The organism is Fulvivirga sp. AWR4_260 (assembly GCF_056158185.1).
Window position 1 is genome coordinate 1,266,283 of sequence record NZ_JBSWSU010000015.1, and the last position, 18,307, is coordinate 1,284,589.

An 18,307-nucleotide genomic window follows, 5' to 3' on the forward strand; every position below is an offset into this window, starting at 1 on the left:
GATAGAGGGGAAAGAACTAAATATGCCTAAAGAATCGTTTTGCATGCTGATTATTTAGTTTTGTAATATGAAAAAGGTCGCCCCAGAAAAAATAACTTCAATAAAAGCATACCATAGTTTAATGGGGCTGGCCGAGCCGGTGCATCCACAGATAAGCCTCATTGATTTAGAACATATGACTAAATTGCCTGAGGGTGGAGTAGTAAATGTGGTTTTGAGTTTTTATTCCATTGCGTTGAAGAAGAATTTTAATGGTAAAATAAAGTACGGCCAACAAGACTTTGATTTTGACGAAGGCATGCTAATTTTTATGTCGCCAGGACAAGTGCTAAAAATAGAATCTGAAGGTAATTCTATTTTGGAGCATTCAGGGTGGTTGCTATTGGTGCATCCCGATTTTCTATGGAATTATTCGCTTGCACAAGAGATTAAGCAATATGATTTTTTTGATTACGCTGTAAATGAGGCTCTTCACCTTTCGGAAGCCGAAGAAGATATAGTAAGAGGCATTTTAAGTAATATTGATAAGGAGTGTATTGGTAAAATAGATCAATTGGGCGCCAAAGTTATTGTTAATCATATTGGCTTATTATTGTCATATGCTGATCGATTTTATCACAGGCAGTTTATAACCAGAAAGCCGCATAATCACCTGGTGTTACATCGGTTAGAAGCTCTGCTAGAACAGTATTTTTCTGATGGGGCTAAGTTAACTGAGGGAATTCCTTCCGTGCAGTTAGTGGCCGATTGCCTTCACATGTCTCCTAACTATTTAAGTGGATTGTTGAAGACTTTGACAGGTAAAAGTACTCAGCAGCACATACAAGATAAGCTTATCGAATATGCGAAGCAGAAGTTGTCGACCACTTCTTTAACTGTAAGCCAGATTGCCTATGACCTTGGCTTTGAGCATAGTCAGTCGTTTAGTAAATTATTTAAAAATAAAACCAACCTTTCTCCTCAGGCATTTCGCCATACATTTAAGTAGTGAGACTTGGCTACAATCACCTTAGATTGGGCTACATAATATGGCTGTTCAATCATGAATTTTGAACTATAATATTCATTTAATTAATAGATTATGAAAATTGTAGTTACAGGTTCATTAGGAAATATTGGTTTGCCACTTACACAACAGCTAGTAAAGACGGGCAATGCAGTTACGGTGGTGAGTAGTCATATGGACAGAAAGGTGGCCATAGAAAACATGGGGGCTACTGCTGCTATCGGTAAGGTAGATGATGCGGATTTTCTTAAAGGTGTTTTTAAAAAAGCTGATGCTGTATTTTTAATGATTCCTCCCAATTTTGCTGAGGCTGATGTTGTGGCTTATTACCAAAGGGTAGCCAATGCTTATAGTGCAGCTTTAAAAGATTCTGAGGTTAGGCGCTTAGTACACTTAAGCAGCTATGGAGCACATTTAAGTGAAGGTACGGGTTTTATATTGGGGTCTTATTATTCTGAAAATATCATTAACAATATTCAAGGGGTTGATATCACTCATTTAAGAGCAGGTTTTTTTTATAACAATCTGTTTGGGTTTAGTGATATGATTAAGCATGCAGATGCTATTATGTCTAATTATGGAGGCGATGATAAAATGATATTAGTGGCGCCAGAAGATATTGCTAAGGCAGCTGCAGAGGAGTTGCAGCAAACGAAAAGTTCTATTAGATATGTGGTAAGCCAAGAGGCTACTTCAAATCAGGTGGCGCATGCCTTAGGAAAAGCAATAGGTAAACCCAAATTAAAGTGGATAAGGATAAGTGATGAACAGGCTAAAGCTGCCATGTTGAAAAATGGTATGCCCAATTTTGTCGTGGATAATTTTATCCAACTAGGAGCCAGCCTCCATAGTGGTTTGCTTTTATCACATTATGAAAATAATAAACCACAGCAATATGGTGCAGTTAAATTAAAAGACTTTGTCGAGGTGTTTGCCTCTCAATATTAAAGCGTTTTATAAGTGTGGGTCGTGAGCAGTATGTAGAGGCATACTGCTTTTTTGTTCCATTTGGAAAAACTTTTCTATATATGGGAAAATGAGGAGATTGAAAAGTCATGTTTTAGGCTAATTATTACATATAATTGTGTCTTGTACATTTATTGCACGCTTTGTATTACATTTTTTAATCTCTAACGTATGTCACTGAATAAAACTTATTTGGCTTTAATTTTTTTCGGTATTTTTTCATTATCCCTGTTAGTTGGTTTAATCGTTTTTAATTACCGATATGAAGCTTATGGTCAGCAGGCTATATATTACCTCAATGCTATAGAAACAACAGAGAAGTTAAATACAGCAGGAATATTGGCTTTGAAATCTGACGGTTCTGCCAAACAAAAGGAAAAGGCTGTTGCTAGTTTTAATACTGTAAAAGCTTCTTTGGAAGATATTCAAAGGAATAAAGATGAATTTTTTCAAAGGAATAAAGATGATAATTGGGCTAATTTATTACGTAACAGCAAAGCTGCTTCTGGCTTAGTGGAGCACATGGCAGCTTCCGGTGATTTTAATGATTCAAAGGCAATTGCTGAAATTTTAGCTCTATATACCGATAGTCAAAAAATCCTCAATCAGGTTGAAAGTGAAATCAAGGATAACAAAGCCTTGGCACGAAAGGACTATGACAGGTGGAGCATGGTTATGTTAGTGTCATGCTTCTTAATTATTTTATTGTTAGGTTTTCTGATAGTAGGCTTTTTGAAGCAGAAAAATGCTTTGGCGAAAGATATAGAAAATGTAAAAAACTCGGACGCTCAGCGTTCAAATGAACTCAGTAAATATGTAGAGGCTATTAGTCATGGTAATTTTGATAATCTTGAAAGTGTAGAATCTAATGACGATGAACTGTCCGGTGCTCTTAAAACCTTAAAAGAGCAGTTTGAACTCAACCAGAAAGAGTCTGATAGAAGAAGCTGGGTAAATACTGGATTGGCAGAGATAAATGAGATATTAAGATTGAATAATAATATCAATGAGCTTTCTAATCAGATCATTACTTATGTAATTAAGTATATGGAGGCGAATCAAGGATGCATTTTCATAGCTAGTGATGCAGAGCAGGACAGTTTGATGGAAATGAAAGCTATGTATGCGTATGGCAGGAAAAAATTTGTAGAGCGTAGCCTTAGCAAGGGACAAGGGTTAGCCGGCCAATGCTGGATTGAGGGACAAACTATTTACCTAACCGATGTGCCAGAAGAATACGTTAAGGTAACTTCGGGCTTAGGAGAGTCGCTACCCAATAGCGTGCTGATAGTTCCTTTAAAAGTCAATGAACTTACCTATGGTATACTTGAAATGGCTTCTTTCAAAAGGTTTGAGCAATATCAGATTGAATTTATTGAAAAGCTTTCTGAAGTTATAGCTTCTACCGTGGCTAATACCATTACTAATGAAACTACCAATAAATTGCTCCAAGAAACACAGCTGCAAGCAGAGGCTATGCGTGCTCAAGAGGAGGAAATGAGGCAGAACATGGAAGAATTGCAGGCTACTCAAGAGGAGATGAGCCGTGTAAGTAGAGATATGACATCGCAAATAGAAGCTATTAATGCAACTATGGCCAGCATAGAGTTTGATTTGGATGGTGTTATTCTTGATATTAATGAAAATTACCTTGAAATATTGGGCTATGGTAAGGCAGAGTTGTTGGGAGAGAGGCATGCCAAGTTGGTAAGTAAAGAAGATAAAATGTCCGAATCCTACCGAGAGTTTTGGGATCAGTTAAAAGAAGGCAGAGCTATTAATGGTTACTTTAAACGTCAAGACAAAAAAGGTAATGATATTCACATTAGAGGAATATACTCTCCACTATGTAATGCTGCCGGCAAACCTATTAAAGTAGTACAATTGGCTTATGATATTACTAATGAAGTCAAACAACAGGCAGCTGTTCAGCAGCAAGAAAAATATGTTACTGGAATTTTAGACAGCTCCTCAGATAATATATTTGTTATTGATAGGTCTTACTGTCTAAAAACAGTTAACAAGGCATTTCAAGACTTGATGGATAGTATTGAACTAGATATTAAAATAGGAGATTCTGTATTTGGTATTTTTGAAGGCTCTGAGCATAAAAAGCATCAGGCATATTATGATCGTGTTTTTCAAGGGGAGCAAATAGAGGAAGTAGACTATATTGAAAGAAGTGATAAGTACTACAACACTATTTATAGGCCTATTAAAAATGAAGCTGGAGAAATTGATTCGTGCGTAGTTTATGCAAAGGACCTTACAGAGCTTATGAAAGCTAAAAATGAATCTGAAAAGGCATTGTTATTAAGCCAACAACAAAAGGAGGAAATGCTAGCTCAAGAAGAGGAGCTTAGGCAAAATATGGAAGAGCTGTCAGCTACACAGGAGGAAATGGCTCGCGTGCTAGATCAAGTGCAGAAGAATGAAAATTATATGCAAGACCTAATTGATGCTAGTGTAGATACTATTGTGATGGTTGATAAAGACTTAAACCTAACAATATTTAATGAAAAGTATAAAAAAACATGGGAAGCAAAAGATTTAGTGCTTAGAAAAGGAATGCCATTGAGGGAAATTTATACTGATGACACGGAATTTAATAAGCACAAAGATATCATAAGCAAAGCTCTGAAGGGGGAGTATATTGAGGCTGAAATGAGCAAGGCAGATGGAGGTGTTACGTCTGATGTTAAGGTCACTTATACCCCAGTAAGAGGAGTAGATGATAAAATAGAAGTAGTTGCAATATTTGCTCGAGAAATAAATAGAAGCTAATATTATAAAGCCAAAGGAGTTTACTCCTTTGGCTTTATAATATTGTTACTAGTCTTAGTCGTTAAATGGTAGTAATGTTTTAATTGCTCTGCGTTGAGTTTTTGCTATTACTTAATTCTTTGATTACAGATTTCAGTTGGGCTTCAACAAAAATTAATTCATCACTTTTATTATTTATTATATCAGCTATATTTAAAATACATTCTTTTTCCTCAACAGGTATATCTGTATTGTTTTCTGTAAACAAACTAATGGAAGTTAGCTTAGATCTTAATTCCATAGAGGCTTTCTCTAACACCAACATATAATCCATTATTTGATGATATGACTTGTCTTCTAAGTGCATAGTTTCTTGTTTTAAAGTTTAAAATAAGAGGCCGTGTAAAAAAAGTTATCAGCACCTTTGAAGACCTACTCAGAAAAGCTGACCTCTCAAATTAACGGCCTCTCAGCAAATAAATTAACTAAGTTAAATAGCATAATAGGCTGGAGAACCCTCATTGTAGTATGGTTAGTTACTAACATTTTAGCTATTAATGTTAACTCATTGCTTATTACAGATCTTATAGCTCAATTTCACCTTATGCGAAAAGGTATTAGTATAGTAATAAAATATGGAAAGAATTGTTTTAGAATAAGTGTGGTTTTAATATGTCGATGCTTCACTATTGCTCTCGCTGAGTTATTTAAGTTAAAGTAATATTTATTTAAATTATGTTTTTATATATTATTTAAGAATTATGTAATTAATTCTTATTTTGGGAACATTAATTTTTTAAACTATGAAGAGAGGACGATTTTTGGGTAGTATAGGACTGGCTTTCTTGAGTGTTGGGGCTTTCCCTATGAAAGTATTAGAGAAAATCTCTGAGAGTAGAGGTAATTTTTTTTATATCTATTCTAATAATAAACTGAAGCGGAGATTTTATAAGTTTCTTAAAAATGTATTTAACCTTTACCCTGAAGATAAGCTCCACAATGTCATAGCAACAGCTAGTCGGGAGCATAATTCTGATCAGCAAATATACTCCAATGCACAACAGCAGCTGGGGGGTATAGACCCATTCCTTTCCATATTTACTTACAAGCTTCCTTCATTGCTTAAGCAGAAAGATGAAATGGCTAAGCAAACGGTAGAGTTATTGGGGAAAGGCTCTTCTTTCGATGGTTATCTAGAAATAGGTTCATCAGGACGGTACCTGGATTATCTTGAAGAAAAGGTCAAAATTAAAGGTAAACGTTGGTATGCAGATGGTAAAAAGCCCGGGTATTCGGTAACAGAAATGATTGACAGAGGGCAAATATCCATTGGTGCTGAATATATTCCTACAGATGAATACTGTACAAATTATGGTAATTATATAGCATTAGAAAGCCTTGATTTGGTGACAGTTTATATAGGATTTCATCATTGCCCATTAGACTTAAGGTGTGATTATATTTCTTCAATTAGAGATGTAATGCGTACAGGAGGGAAGTTGGTTTTAAGAGACCATGATTGTAATTCAGAAGATCAAAAAACTATAGTGGCATTGGCGCATGATGTTTTTAATATGGGTACTAATGAGTCATGGGATTATAATCAGCAAGAGATTCGCAACTTTTATTCCCTCCAGTTTATTCAGGAATTTGTCTCCTCATTAGGATTTAGGTTTGAGAAGCGATCGCTCTTTCAAAAAGGAGATCCAACTAAAAATGCACTAATGTTATTTACCAAAATCTAAAGCCAATCTCAGTGTATAGAATTCAAATTTTCATAGTAGTTATTTTTGCTTCCATTGTTGCTGTTTTTTTATTTATAGTTAAGCTGCTGGGGCGTTTTGTGAAATTTATACATCATAAAAAAAGGTATGCCATTCCATTTTATGCTTTTATAGCCTATGCATTTACTGTTTTTATTTTGGTTAAGGTGTCGGGAGATCCCCATTATGTTAAGGTGCTTGATAACAAGCGGGTGAATGATATCACGCAATTGAACGCGATTCAGGTGGGGCAGATTATTCAGCCGCATACTGTTGAAGACATTAGTCAGGCGATTAAATCCACGGATGGAAAAATTTCTATTGGAGGCGGGCGATTTAGTATGGGTGGTCAAATAGGTTATGAGAATAGCCTACATTTTGATATGAGGCAGTTTAATAAAGTATTGTCGCTTGATACCGTTAAAAAACAAGTGACCGTGCAAGCTGGGATAGTATGGCGGGACTTACAGAAAGTTATAGATAAGCATAATCTTGCAATTAAGATAATGCAGACTTACGCCAATTTTACTGTGGGTGGTTCAATATCTGTGAACTGTCATGGTAGATACATCGGTCATGGCCCTATCATTTCATCGGTAGTAAGCATAAAGCTTATTTTGGCTGATGGTAAGGTAATAATCGCAAATAGACAGCAAAATGTAGAGTTATTTAAGGCGGCTATAGGTGGCTATGGAGGTATAGGCGTAATTGCAGAAGCTACATTGCAATTAGTGGATAATACAAAAGTAGAGCGAGAAACGGAACTTGTAGAAGTAGCAGATTATAGAGCCTTTTTTAATGAAGAAATCCTTAGCGACAGTACAGTAATATTTCAAAATGGAGATCTATACCCTCCTAATTATGAAACTATTAATAATGTAGTATGGAAAGTGAGTACTAAAGAACTTACAGATACTACAAGAGTGACTCCGGAAGATGTGAACTATTGGTTGGAACCTCAATTAGTCAATATGGTTTCGTGGGGTAGTTTTGGTAAATGGGTAAGGCGGAATTTGATAGATCCGGCCTATTATAGTAAAGAAAAAGTGGTTTGGAGAAATAAAGAAGCCAGCTATGATGTAGCAGAATTAGAGCCAGCCTCGAGAGAAAAGACCACATATGTACTTCAAGAGTATTTTATACCCGTTGGTAATATAGAGTCTTTCATTCCTAAAATGAGAGCTGTTTATGAAAAGTACAATGTTAATGTTATTAATGTGTCTTTAAGGCATGCCTTTGCCGATAAAGAATCGTATTTGTCATGGGCTGATGAAGATGTTTTTGCTTTTGTGATATATTACAAACAGGGTACAGATGACGAGGCTAAAGATGATGTGGCCCGATGGACCGTAGAAATGACTGATGCTATTATAAGTGAAAAAGGTAAGTGGTATTTGCCATATCAGCCTCATGCTACACTTACACAATTTAATAAGGCTTTTCCAAAGGCGGAGGAATATTTTAAAATTAAGAATAGTGTTGACTCACTACACCGATTTACCAATAAGTTTTTGGATAAATACAATCCATATATAAGTACGGATTTAGCTAAAAAAAGAAAAGATATAAAGGGGTATTTCAGAGATGAAGGTCAGACTGTGCTTACAGTTCCGGAATGGTATTTGGTTTTTAATCCCAATGAATATGCCGATTATCTAGAATCTGGTGCAAACCCATCTAATTTTCCATTTTATGCCTCAATAGATGAATACTGGACCTTGTATGATAGATCTCAGCATTTAGTATCTGAAGCTTACGCTAATAATGATGAATACAACACAATGCTTCAGGTCATTGGTGTAAGTGTAACCATGGAATATGCTGCCAAACTTATCTACGAGAATACAATAGGCCGCCTTTTTAGTTGGTTTTATAATGGTACTATGTCTGACGAAGAGAAAGTAATAGTTCAAGCACAGCGTGCATATGCTGATTTTATTTATCATACTGCCTGGTATGAATTTGAATTTCTGCCATGGGTTAAAAAGGTATATACTACCAATAATCAAGAAAATAGCAATTGGCTGAGGAAGTGGGAGCGAATGTTATTCTTTACTGTGGAGTTTAGTTTTAAGGCTGCATATGCTCAATTGATAGATTGGGCAGCCAGTGCTACTTATGAGGAGCCTGTGAATGACATTTTTATGGTAGTAAATACGGAATCTCAGATAGCTGATGCTAGAGTAAGGGTAATGGAAGAAGATGACAGCCGTAAAATTGTGGCAATAAAAAGGTGGGGTGAATTTACAAAAACCTTGTTGGATTTAAATTCTGATGAGCTTTCTATACTCGAAATTAGTGGTAACGATCAAATAGCTGTATCTGTAATTACTAAGAGCGGAGATCTGCTGTCCTTTAAAAATGAGGAGTGGCTCTACAACTCTAAAGTAGTTACTGACAGCGAGCAAACACGGATATTATATTTGGTTCCAGTAAAAGAGCTCCTGCCATTTATTCGATTTGTTAAACAAGATAATAATGCTTCAATTGAACATATATATGATTTTTGATACTCAGATCTGCGTTGTGTGTAAATGTTCTATCTGATACAATATTTAGGCTAGTTAATTGTGAGACAGATAATTAACAGAAAATTTATTTGTAATTAGTCTAAATAAATTTCTTTGTCTCAACGCTAATTTATAGATTTGCATCAATTTAAAATTGATCTAAATAAAAAGGGGTGAATCTGTATCTTAAATCTGTAGTGTTATTTGTTTGTTTGTTTGCGAACACTACTTGTTTATGGAGTCAAAATGCTGGTAAATCTGCTGTAGAAGGTATAGTTAATTCTACAACAGGAGAAAGCTTAGTAGGCGTAAACGTGATTGTTAAAGGTGCTAATAAGGGGACTGTAACTGACATTAAAGGTCAATTTTTCATTAAGAACCTACCATCGGGTGTTTATACTTTAGTTTTTTCTTACGTAGGCTACCATTCTCAAGAAAAGGTGGTGACTGTTGAACCTGATAATATTTTGAAAGTAGGGGTGCAGTTAGAGGAAGAAACGCTTCAAATGAATGGGGTAGAGATTGTTGGTAAATCCATGGTTTCGGAAGTGAAAGCACTGCCATATGCAGTGGCTGCTGTGCCAGTTAAAAACTTGTACAACAGTGCTACTGATGCTAAGGAAGTATTGAACCGAGTGCCTGGGGTAAGAATTCAGCAAGAAGGAGGGGTAGGGTCCAATTATAATTTCACCTTAAATGGCTTTTCGGGCAATCAAGTCAAATTTTTTATGGATGGTATTCCTATGGATAACTTTGGTTCTTCTTTGAATCTTAATAATATCCCAGTGAATATGATTGATAGAATTGAGGTTTACAAGGGAGTAGTGCCAGTATGGTTGGGAACAGATGCACTTGGTGGAGCTGTCAATATTATTACCAACAAAAAAAATAATTTTCTCGATGCTTCCTATACCTATGGATCATTCAATACGCACTTGGCCTCTATTAATGCAGCAACAACAAATAAAGAGACAGGCCTTACATTTCGTGCTAATACATTTTATAACTACTCTGATAATGACTATAAGGTAGATGTACCTATTACTGATCTTAATGGTAATATACTGTATAATGATGAGGTGAGGAGATTTCATGATAGGTATAAGTCAGGAACCATAAAAGTAGAAGGAGGCTTTGTAGCCAGAAAGTTTGCAGATAATCTTCTGTTAGGAATGATTTATACTGAAAATAATAAGCAAGTTCAGAATGGTGTGACTATGACCGTGCCATATGGGCAATTGGTTAAGAAGGGGCATTCTTACATTCCATCATTAAAATATAGTAAGCAAGATTTATTTGTACATGGTTTAGATGTCAGCCTCAATGCGGCATACAGTTTAGCGGAAGAGAGCCAAGTTGATACCCTTGGGTATGCTTATAATTGGAAAGGGGATATTGTTTCTGATACTACTGACAATAATTCTAAAGCAATACGTACCACAGACCTTACTTATAAAGATAAGGAATTTACAACACAACTAAATACTGGGTATGCTATTGGCGAGAATAGTGCCGTGGCGTTAAATTACGCATACAGTAATTTTACCCGAAGTGCATTTGATAAAGAGCACCCAGATGATCCTGGAAATTTATATGATAAATCGCTGGTCAAACAACATGTAGGCCTGTCCTTAAAAAGAAATTTTGGTAAAAAAATTAATGTTACCGGCTTTGTCAAATATTATCATTTAAATGCGGAAACTTCAAAAGAGGTTGATTTTGCACTTCCAACTCAAAGAGTTGAGAAAGTTTCTAAAAAAACGAATAGTGTAGGGTACGGACTGGCCTCAAACTACTTCTTAAATACTGATTTACAATTAAAATTTTCTTATGAACATGCCTATCGACTACCAGTTCCGGGTGAGATTTTCGGTGTGCCACCATTTGTTTTGTCCAACCCTGATTTAGGACCTGAGCAGAGTGACAACATTAATGTAGGTGCTTTATATACTGGTAGACTAAGTGATAAAAATAGTCTAATGGTTGAGTTGAATGGTGTGTATAGAGGGACGGAAGATCTTATATATGCCGTGGTGAATAGTGGAGGGGCTACCATGCAGTATCAGAATTTGGGTAAAGCGAGAACTCTTGGTGTAGAGGGAAGTGCTACTTATAACTGGAGAAATAAACTCCATGCAGGTATTAATGTCACTTATCAAAATATCGTTGATAAGACCGATAAAATTTATAACGAGTCATATAATGGGCCTGGTATGGTCAAAAATTATCACAAGGGCTTTAAAGTTCCTAATATGCCTTACTTCTTTGGTAATCTGAATTTAGGTGCTGATTTTAAAAACGTACTCGCTGATAAAACTAACTTATCGGTTAACTACTATTTCAATTTTGTAGAAGAGTTTTATTTGACTTTTACAGAGTTGGGGGCTAATAACGATGACTTTATTATTCCAAGGCAGACGAGTCATAATATTGAGGTGTCATACAGCCTTAAAAACGGAAAATACAATATTACAGGTGAATGTAAGAATCTGTTTGATTCGGCATTGTATGATAAGTACTACTTGCAAAAGCCAGGCAGAGCATTTTATATAAAATTGAGATATACACTTTAAAACAATTAGATTTTTTTAACCAAATATATTTATGATTAATATGTTGTCACTTAAAATAAGCAGATCATTAGCCAAGTTACTTTTGGTTGCAGTTGTGGGTTTACTTTTTACATCTTGTGGTGATGATGATGATTTTCAGTCTTATTCAGGACCAGATCCATATGTGTTGTCATTGGCTGTTCAAGGCTCTGATGCTAGCTTCACTTATTATCAAGTGCCGTTAGAGCAAGTTGAAGAAGGAGTAATATCTGCAAAAGGTCAAGGTATAGTGTTGCCGGGCTATTATACTTTTAATCAAATAGATAAGCAGATTTTCGGTATGGGTGGCTTAGGGGCTACTGACTTAGTTCGTATAGACCAGAGCTCTACTACTGGACAATTGACAGAGTCTAATGGAAACATTAATTTCAATAATAGTGTTCAAGAGTTAATTAAAACTGAATCTAACAATCTTTTGGCTGTTGAGGTGTCTAGTGACGTAGATGTAATTAAGTTCAGCGTTATTGATCCAGCCTCTGTTACTGTTACTAGTACAAAAGAAATTCCCGTTTCTAAGATTACGGATAAAGTGGGGCCTTCGTTTTCAGGTCTTGTTCAAAGTGGTGACTATGTTTACCTGAGTTATTATATTTCTGATCCTGATAGCTATAAAACTGATTATACTGATCAAGCGGAAGTGGCAATATTCTCATATCCTGAACTAGAGTTTGTTAAAGTAATTACGGACACAAGAGTTGGGCCAGTTGGAGGTTTTGGAACCAAGTCAGGTTTAACTAAAGACGAGAAAGGTGATATATACGTATTGTCAAGTTCAAACCCAGCAAATGGTTTTAGCCAGTTCACTAAAAAGGGTGGAATTTTAAGAATCAATAAAGGTGAAACTACATTCGATGAAGATTACTTTTTTGATATTGAAGCTGCTACAGGAGGGTATAACACAGCTCACTTAAAGTATTTATCTAATGGTAAAGCATTTTCTGAAATTAATGCTCAGAAAAATTCAGAACAAGTAACCTGGTCAGATGGACCATTGAAGTCTGCTGTTGTTGACTTGTATAATAAAACGGTAACTTACATTACTGATGTGCCGGAACATACTGGCTTAGGAAGGAAGTTGGCTTCTGGAGCGTTATACAACAATGGTTATGTTTATTTTGTGGTACCTGAAGAAGATACAAACTTTGTATATAAAGTAAATGTAACAAACAATACCGCAGTAAAAGGAGCTGAAGTGGAAGCCTCTTTTGTAGCTGGATTCTTTAGACTATAATTCAAATAAAATATTGGCAGCTCTCATGCAAATGACGAGCTGCTTTTTTTATCTTCCTTCTTAATGAAAAGCAACAAAGAAAAATCTAAAAGTACATTTAGGAAAATTAATGACTGGCTTCACTTGTGGCTTGGTTTAGTTTCTGGTATTGTAGTTTTTATAGTCAGTATAACAGGCTGTTTTTATGCTTTTCAGCAAGAAATAAAAGATGCTTTAGAGCCTTGGAGGTTCGTTTCTATTCAAGATAAGTCATTTGTGCCACCAAGCGCTTTGTTAAAAGAGGCTAATGCGCATATGCCCGGTAAAGAACCTACAGGCTTAACATACAGTAATGAAGAAGGTGCTGCAGCGGTTGGTTACAGTGATTTTGAAAATGGAAAAAGAAGCTTTTCTGTTGTCTTTCTCAATCCATATTCTGGTGAATTCATAAGAAAGGAACAAACATTAGGTGGAGATCAATTTGATTTTTTTCGATTTGTTATAAATGGGCACAGAGCATTGTGGTTGCCTTATAATATCGGCAGGCCAATAGTAGGTGTGTGTACTCTTATTTTTGTATTTCTACTTATTTCAGGTCTTATTATGTGGTGGCCAAAGAAATGGAATAAAGCAAATAAGAAGAAAAGTTTTAGCATTAAATGGAATGGCAGCTTTAGGCGAGTAAACTATGATCTGCATAATGTATTAGGCTTTTATAGTTTGTTACTTGCTTTTGTGATAGCACTTACGGGGTTAGTATGGAGTTTTCACTGGGTGGAAGATGGTTTGTACTATCTTACTTCTGGGGGGCAAGAGAAACCAGGACATCATCATCCGCACTCTGATGTAAATATGGCTGAACTAGTGGAGATAGATTCTATAGCAGCTTTAGATAAGGCCTGGTATCTGACATTAGAGCACGAGCCTGATGTTCAAGGTATGTATATGACTCCTATCTTAAAAGACGATGATGATGCTATTGAAATCATTGCCTATCAGGATAATGGTTCTTTTTATGATCATAATTCATATTTTTATGACCGGTATACCCTTAAGCCACTTCGTATGCAAGGAGACCGTTTCAATGAGGCTTCATTTGCGGATCAGCTATCTATGATGAATTACGATATACACATTGGTGCGATTTTAGGCTTTGCAGGTAAGTTATTAGCTTTTTTGCTGAGTTTAATATGTGCGAGTTTACCTATAACAGGATTGTTAATCTGGCTTAATAAAAAGAAGAAATCCTCAAATAATGCTAATGGTAAGTCAGTGAATAAATCAAAAGTGAAAATGGCAAAGCCGAAAATTACCTTAGTAAACAGTTAAGTTACCAACTTTCTTGAAAACCGTTTTCTAACGCCCTTTTATAAACTTCTACATTGAAGCTGTATAAGTCTGGAGCTTTATGTGCTCCTCCTCTTCGGGTTTCATCCAGCTTATTTAATATGCCATAGCGCATCATTTTTCTATAGAAATTACCTCTATTTAATTTCTTGTCGAGTATAGTTTCATAAAGTTTCTGCAGTTCCGGCATGGTGAATTTCTCGGGAAGGAGGTTTAAACCCACAGGCTTATAATTTAAGTCACGCTGTAACTGTATCAAAGCATCTTTTAACATTTGCGCATGATCCATCATTAGTGGTGGAAGTTCATTAAGGTTTTTCCATGCCGCCTCTTGTGAAAACTCACCAGGTTTTGGTTCTACAGTTTCGAAGTCTATGAGGGCGTAATAGCCAATGGAAATAAACCTCTGCTTATTCCACAAATCGTCTGGATAATCTTTGAAGAAACCTTCAGATCTATTGAGCTTTCCATAAACATTAAAGTGGTTAAGAAATATATCTTTGGCTGATGTGCGTTCCTCTAATATCCGTTGAGCAGAACTATTCAAGTCCTCATCTTTATATAAATAGCCGCCAGGAAGCGCCCACTCTTTTGATTTTTTTAACCTCACTAGCAATATTTTTAGCGTGTCGTTATGAAAGCCAAATACAGTACAGTCTATACTAATATGTGCAAGGTATTTCTCTTTATTTTGGTCTGATGTCTCTATTAACTTGTGGAAAAGCTCAGTGTTCATCTCGCAAATATATTGGATTGAGGAAGAGATGAAAGTAAAACAGGAGAGTATATATGATCTAAGTTATTTAAATCGATTGCAAATTTTTATTGTTTCATTTTGAAGCAATGATAAAATAGAGTAATTTGGTAGACGTTAAGCTCGTGCGGCTTAATTAAGTTAAGGATTAAAGTATGAGGTTGAATCATATAAAGTGGATTTATTTGACTGTAGGGTTAATAAGCTACAGTAATATTATGGCGCAAAAAACACCGAAGTTGGGCAAGTCTTCTATAGAGAAGGTGATCAAGGCAATGACTCCTGAGGAGAAGGCTGATATACTTATAGGTCCTGGTATGCCGGGGTATGCAGGCTTAGTGCCATTGGAAGGTAAGCCGGATGTTCGGGTAGAAGGTGCTGCCGGAGGTACGCGAGCAATTCCTCGTTTGGGTATCCCCGAAACAGTAGTTGCTGATGGACCAGCAGGTTTGCGTATTCAGCCTATAAGAGAGGGGGATGATCAAACATACTATGCCACTGCTTTTCCTGTTGGTTCGGCCTTAGCTTCATCTTGGGATGTGAAATTGGTGGAAAATGTAGGGAAAGCAATGGGAGAAGAAGTGAAGGCTTATGGAGTTGATGTTTTATTGGCTCCGGCATTAAATATTCATAGAAACCCTCTAAATGGTAGAAACTTTGAATATTACTCCGAAGATCCACTGGTTTCTGGATTAATAGCAGCGGCCTATGTCAATGGTGTACAATCTAATGGAGTAGGGACTTCAATCAAACATTTTGCAGCCAATAATCAAGAAACTAATCGCTTGACCATAAATGAGCACATCAGTGAGCGAGCATTGAGAGAATTATACCTACGTGGATTTGAGTTTACTATAAAAAACTCTAAACCATGGACGGTAATGTCAGCATATAATAAAATTAATGGTGTTTACGCTTCTTCAAATAAAGATTTATTAACCACTGTTTTACGAGATGAATGGGGGTATGAAGGGTTTGTTATGACAGACTGGTTTGGCGGCTATGCTGGTTTTGAAGCTATCGTAAACCCTGATGCTGTTAGCGATGTGGTGGCGCAGATTGAAGCTGGTAACGATTTATTGATGCCGGGTTTGGAGGCTCAAAGAACCAAATTAATAAATGCTATAAAAAATGGAGAAATATCAGAGGAGGCTGTTAATGCAAGCTTAAAAAGGATTTTAACCATGGTGGTCAATTCTCCTTCTTTTAAAAAATATAAATTTGATAATAAGCCTGACCTGAAAGCCCATGCTTTGGTAACAAGGCAAGCTGCAGCTGAAGGCATGGTGCTCTTAAAGAATGATAAGAATACATTGCCGCTAAGTAATAAAGAATCAAAGGTAGCTTTATTTGGTAATTTCTCATATGAGTTTATCTCAGGAGGTACTGGTAGTGGTGATGTAAATGAGCTGTATACCATTTCCCTTACTGATGGATTGCAAAATGCTGGTTACAAGATTGATCAGAACTTAAAAAAAGTATATCAACCTTTTGTAAAGGAGGCACTTTTAGCAGAGCAAAAGAGAAGGGAATCGGAGGGTGGTCTATTGGCTAATAATCAACATGTAGAAGAAATGTCTCTTGATGAAGCTATGGTTGAGAAAAGTGCTCAAAACAATGAGCTGGCTATTATTACATTAGGAAGAAATTCAGGAGAGCAGTTTGATCGTCTATTAGATAGCGACTTTTACCTTGGTACAGATGAGATAAAGATGATTAATATGGTGTCGAGCAAGTTTCATGATAAAGGTAAAAAAGTAGTGGTGATTTTGAATATAGGAGGTGTTATAGAAACTGCAAGTTGGAAAGATAAAGTAGATGCTATTTTGTTGGCTTGGCAGCCAGGGCAAGAGGGGGGAAACGCAGTGGCTGATGTATTGGCAGGTGATGTTAACCCTTCAGGAAAATTAACCATGACTTTCCCTGTAGATTACAATCACCATCCATCATCATCGAATTGGTTAGGAAAACCTATTGAAAATCCTGAGGAAGTGTTCTATAAGGAAGGTATATATGTTGGGTATAGGTATTTCAATACTTTTAAGGTTAACCCTTCTTATGAGTTTGGCTATGGGAATTCATATACTGATTTTAAATATGAAAAACTCCAATTGAGTAGTGAAGTGGTAAATGAGCAGCTTGAAGTGTCCGTATCAGTTACCAATACAGGTAAAGTGGCGGGTAAGGAAGTAGTTCAATTATATATATCAGCGCCTGCAGCTATGGTAGATAAGCCAGAAGAGGAATTAAGAGCCTTTGCTAAAACAAAATTATTGCGGCCAGGTGAGTCTCAGGTGTTGTCATTTCAACTTTCTTTAAAAGATATGGCTTCTTTTATTGATGCCGAAAGCGCTTGGGTTGCAGAAAAGGGTACTTACTTGGTGAAAGTTGGTGCTTCTTCAAAAGATGTAAGACTTATAAGTAAATATAGAATTGAAGATAATATTACAGTAGAAAAGGTTAACAATTTGTTTGAGTTAGATACTCCTATGAACAGTTTGACTAATGATTAAATGAGGCACCTACTCAACTTCAAAATATGCTTAAAGGTGCACTGTAAAGAGGCCATTCAATTTTGAATGGCCTTGTTTGTATATAAATGTATTTTCTTCGTTGTTTATTTATATTATATTTTATTATTTGCAATCGTAATTATAATTAATTTAAATATTGAACTAATAAAATGAATTTTATTAAGAGTGTTTTTGTGGTTGCGTTTTTGACTTTTGCATTAGTATCTTGCTCAGATGATGATGATTCATCTCCCAATAATTATGTAACTGGAAAAGATATTGATTTTACTATCAAATCTGGATTTCTGTTTTATTATGGAGAATATAATAAGACCAATACTCAAGAGAAATATGAAGGGTCTAAGTATGAACTTACGTTATTTGATTTAGATAATGATGTTCTTGAAGATAACTTTGAGGAAGATTATAATGGTGCTTATCAAGGAATTTACTTTGAGTTATTTAGTAGTAATTCTACTGGGGTAGAGCCAGGTGAATATAGGATGGATTTAACCACTCCATTTTCTGTGAATACTTTTATTGCTTCCTCTTATTTCCTTGTATTAAATGATGATCAAGATGAGGAGCAGGAAAAGGAGTTGGATATAGTTGATGGTAAATTGATAGTAGAAAAGAATAAAGACACTTATACGCTTACTTTCACTCTTACGGATGAAAATGGTGATAAAGTTGAAGGACATTATAAAGGTGAGCTTACATTTGTAAAAGATGATTATGACATAAATGGACGTCTTAGTGCTCGTAAAAAATAAGTAAATTCGAAATATTGAAAAAGGCTGTTTTACTTAGTAGAACAGCCTTTTTAATTTTTGGCAAGTTCTATTTACTCAATCATTGAAAGA

General features: G+C 35.8%; 12 protein-coding genes. 10 read left to right on the plus strand and 2 right to left on the minus strand.

The features are described 5' to 3' along the window. The first annotated feature begins 67 nt into the window (after positions 1-67). The 3 genes from ACXACQ_RS11965 to ACXACQ_RS11975 all read left to right on the plus strand — a co-directional run bounded on the left by ACXACQ_RS11965 (position 68) and on the right by ACXACQ_RS11975 (position 4,756). Positions 68-988 (plus strand): helix-turn-helix domain-containing protein, encoded by a 921-nt coding sequence (locus ACXACQ_RS11965; RefSeq protein WP_474976180.1) that lies wholly within the window; start codon positions 68-70, stop codon positions 986-988. 93 nt (positions 989-1,081) lie between these two features. After that, positions 1,082-1,954 carry an NAD(P)H-binding protein gene (locus tag ACXACQ_RS11970; RefSeq protein WP_474976181.1) on the plus strand — a complete coding sequence of 291 codons (873 nt, stop codon included), beginning with the start codon at positions 1,082-1,084 and terminating at the stop codon, positions 1,952-1,954. Positions 1,955-2,143: 189 nt separating this feature from the next. Then, positions 2,144-4,756 (plus strand): PAS domain-containing protein, encoded by a 2,613-nt coding sequence (locus ACXACQ_RS11975; protein ID WP_474976182.1) that lies wholly within the window; start codon positions 2,144-2,146, stop codon positions 4,754-4,756. 79 nt (positions 4,757-4,835) lie between these two features. Here ACXACQ_RS11975 and ACXACQ_RS11980 read toward each other — a convergent pair whose 3' ends face one another. Then, positions 4,836-5,102, minus strand: coding sequence for a hypothetical protein (locus tag ACXACQ_RS11980; RefSeq protein WP_474976183.1), 267 nt, complete (start codon positions 5,100-5,102; stop codon positions 4,836-4,838). A gap of 436 nt (positions 5,103-5,538) precedes the next feature. Between ACXACQ_RS11980 and ACXACQ_RS11985 the strand changes: the two genes are divergently transcribed. From ACXACQ_RS11985 to ACXACQ_RS12005, 5 genes are all read left to right on the plus strand, one after another. Continuing rightward, positions 5,539-6,480: a hypothetical protein gene (locus ACXACQ_RS11985; protein WP_474976184.1), complete on the plus strand. Its 942-nt coding sequence runs from the start codon at positions 5,539-5,541 to the stop codon at positions 6,478-6,480. An 11-nt stretch (positions 6,481-6,491) separates the two neighbouring features. Next, on the plus strand, positions 6,492-9,008 hold the full coding sequence (locus tag ACXACQ_RS11990; protein ID WP_474976185.1) for an FAD-binding oxidoreductase: 2,517 nt from the start codon (positions 6,492-6,494) through the stop codon (positions 9,006-9,008). Between the two features lie 173 nt (positions 9,009-9,181). Next, positions 9,182-11,581, plus strand: a complete 2,400-nt coding sequence (locus ACXACQ_RS11995) for a TonB-dependent receptor (protein ID WP_474976186.1) — start codon at positions 9,182-9,184, stop codon at positions 11,579-11,581. 31 nt (positions 11,582-11,612) lie between these two features. After that, a complete protein-coding gene (locus ACXACQ_RS12000; protein WP_474976187.1) occupies positions 11,613-12,851 on the plus strand; it encodes a DUF4374 domain-containing protein in 1,239 nt (412 codons plus the stop codon). Positions 12,852-12,914: 63 nt separating this feature from the next. After that, complete coding sequence (locus ACXACQ_RS12005; RefSeq protein WP_474976188.1) at positions 12,915-14,159, plus strand: PepSY-associated TM helix domain-containing protein; 1,245 nt, start codon at positions 12,915-12,917, stop codon at positions 14,157-14,159. A 1-nt stretch (position 14,160) separates the two neighbouring features. Here the strand turns inward: ACXACQ_RS12005 and ACXACQ_RS12010 are convergent, their stop codons facing one another. After that, on the minus strand, positions 14,161-14,913 hold the full coding sequence (locus tag ACXACQ_RS12010) for an NUDIX hydrolase (RefSeq protein WP_474976189.1): 753 nt from the start codon (positions 14,911-14,913) through the stop codon (positions 14,161-14,163). A 173-nt stretch (positions 14,914-15,086) separates the two neighbouring features. Between ACXACQ_RS12010 and ACXACQ_RS12015 the strand changes: the two genes are divergently transcribed. Both ACXACQ_RS12015 and ACXACQ_RS12020 read left to right on the plus strand, forming a co-directional pair. Beyond that, the gene (locus ACXACQ_RS12015) at positions 15,087-17,444 is read left to right on the plus strand and encodes a beta-glucosidase (protein WP_474976190.1); all 2,358 of its coding nucleotides are present in this window, start codon (positions 15,087-15,089) and stop codon (positions 17,442-17,444) included. Between the two features lie 170 nt (positions 17,445-17,614). After that, positions 17,615-18,217, plus strand: a complete 603-nt coding sequence (locus tag ACXACQ_RS12020; protein ID WP_474976191.1) for a hypothetical protein — start codon at positions 17,615-17,617, stop codon at positions 18,215-18,217. Positions 18,218-18,307: the final 90 nt, after the last annotated feature.

Bases quoted from the DNA above. Each gene is read 5' to 3' on its own strand.
- ACXACQ_RS11965 (WP_474976180.1), top strand. From the start codon at position 68: ATGAAAAAGGTCGCCCCAGAAAAAATAACTTCAATAAAAGCATACCAT.
- ACXACQ_RS11970 (WP_474976181.1), top strand. From the start codon at position 1,082: ATGAAAATTGTAGTTACAGGTTCATTAGGAAATATTGGTTTGCCACTT.
- ACXACQ_RS11975 (WP_474976182.1), top strand. From the start codon at position 2,144: ATGTCACTGAATAAAACTTATTTGGCTTTAATTTTTTTCGGTATTTTT.
- ACXACQ_RS11980 (WP_474976183.1), bottom strand. From the start codon at position 5,102: ATGCACTTAGAAGACAAGTCATATCATCAAATAATGGATTATATGTTG.
- ACXACQ_RS11985 (WP_474976184.1), top strand. From the start codon at position 5,539: ATGAAGAGAGGACGATTTTTGGGTAGTATAGGACTGGCTTTCTTGAGT.
- ACXACQ_RS12000 (WP_474976187.1), top strand. From the start codon at position 11,613: ATGATTAATATGTTGTCACTTAAAATAAGCAGATCATTAGCCAAGTTA.
- ACXACQ_RS12005 (WP_474976188.1), top strand. From the start codon at position 12,915: ATGAAAAGCAACAAAGAAAAATCTAAAAGTACATTTAGGAAAATTAAT.
- ACXACQ_RS12010 (WP_474976189.1), bottom strand. From the start codon at position 14,913: ATGAACACTGAGCTTTTCCACAAGTTAATAGAGACATCAGACCAAAAT.
- ACXACQ_RS12015 (WP_474976190.1), top strand. From the start codon at position 15,087: ATGAGGTTGAATCATATAAAGTGGATTTATTTGACTGTAGGGTTAATA.
- ACXACQ_RS12020 (WP_474976191.1), top strand. From the start codon at position 17,615: ATGAATTTTATTAAGAGTGTTTTTGTGGTTGCGTTTTTGACTTTTGCA.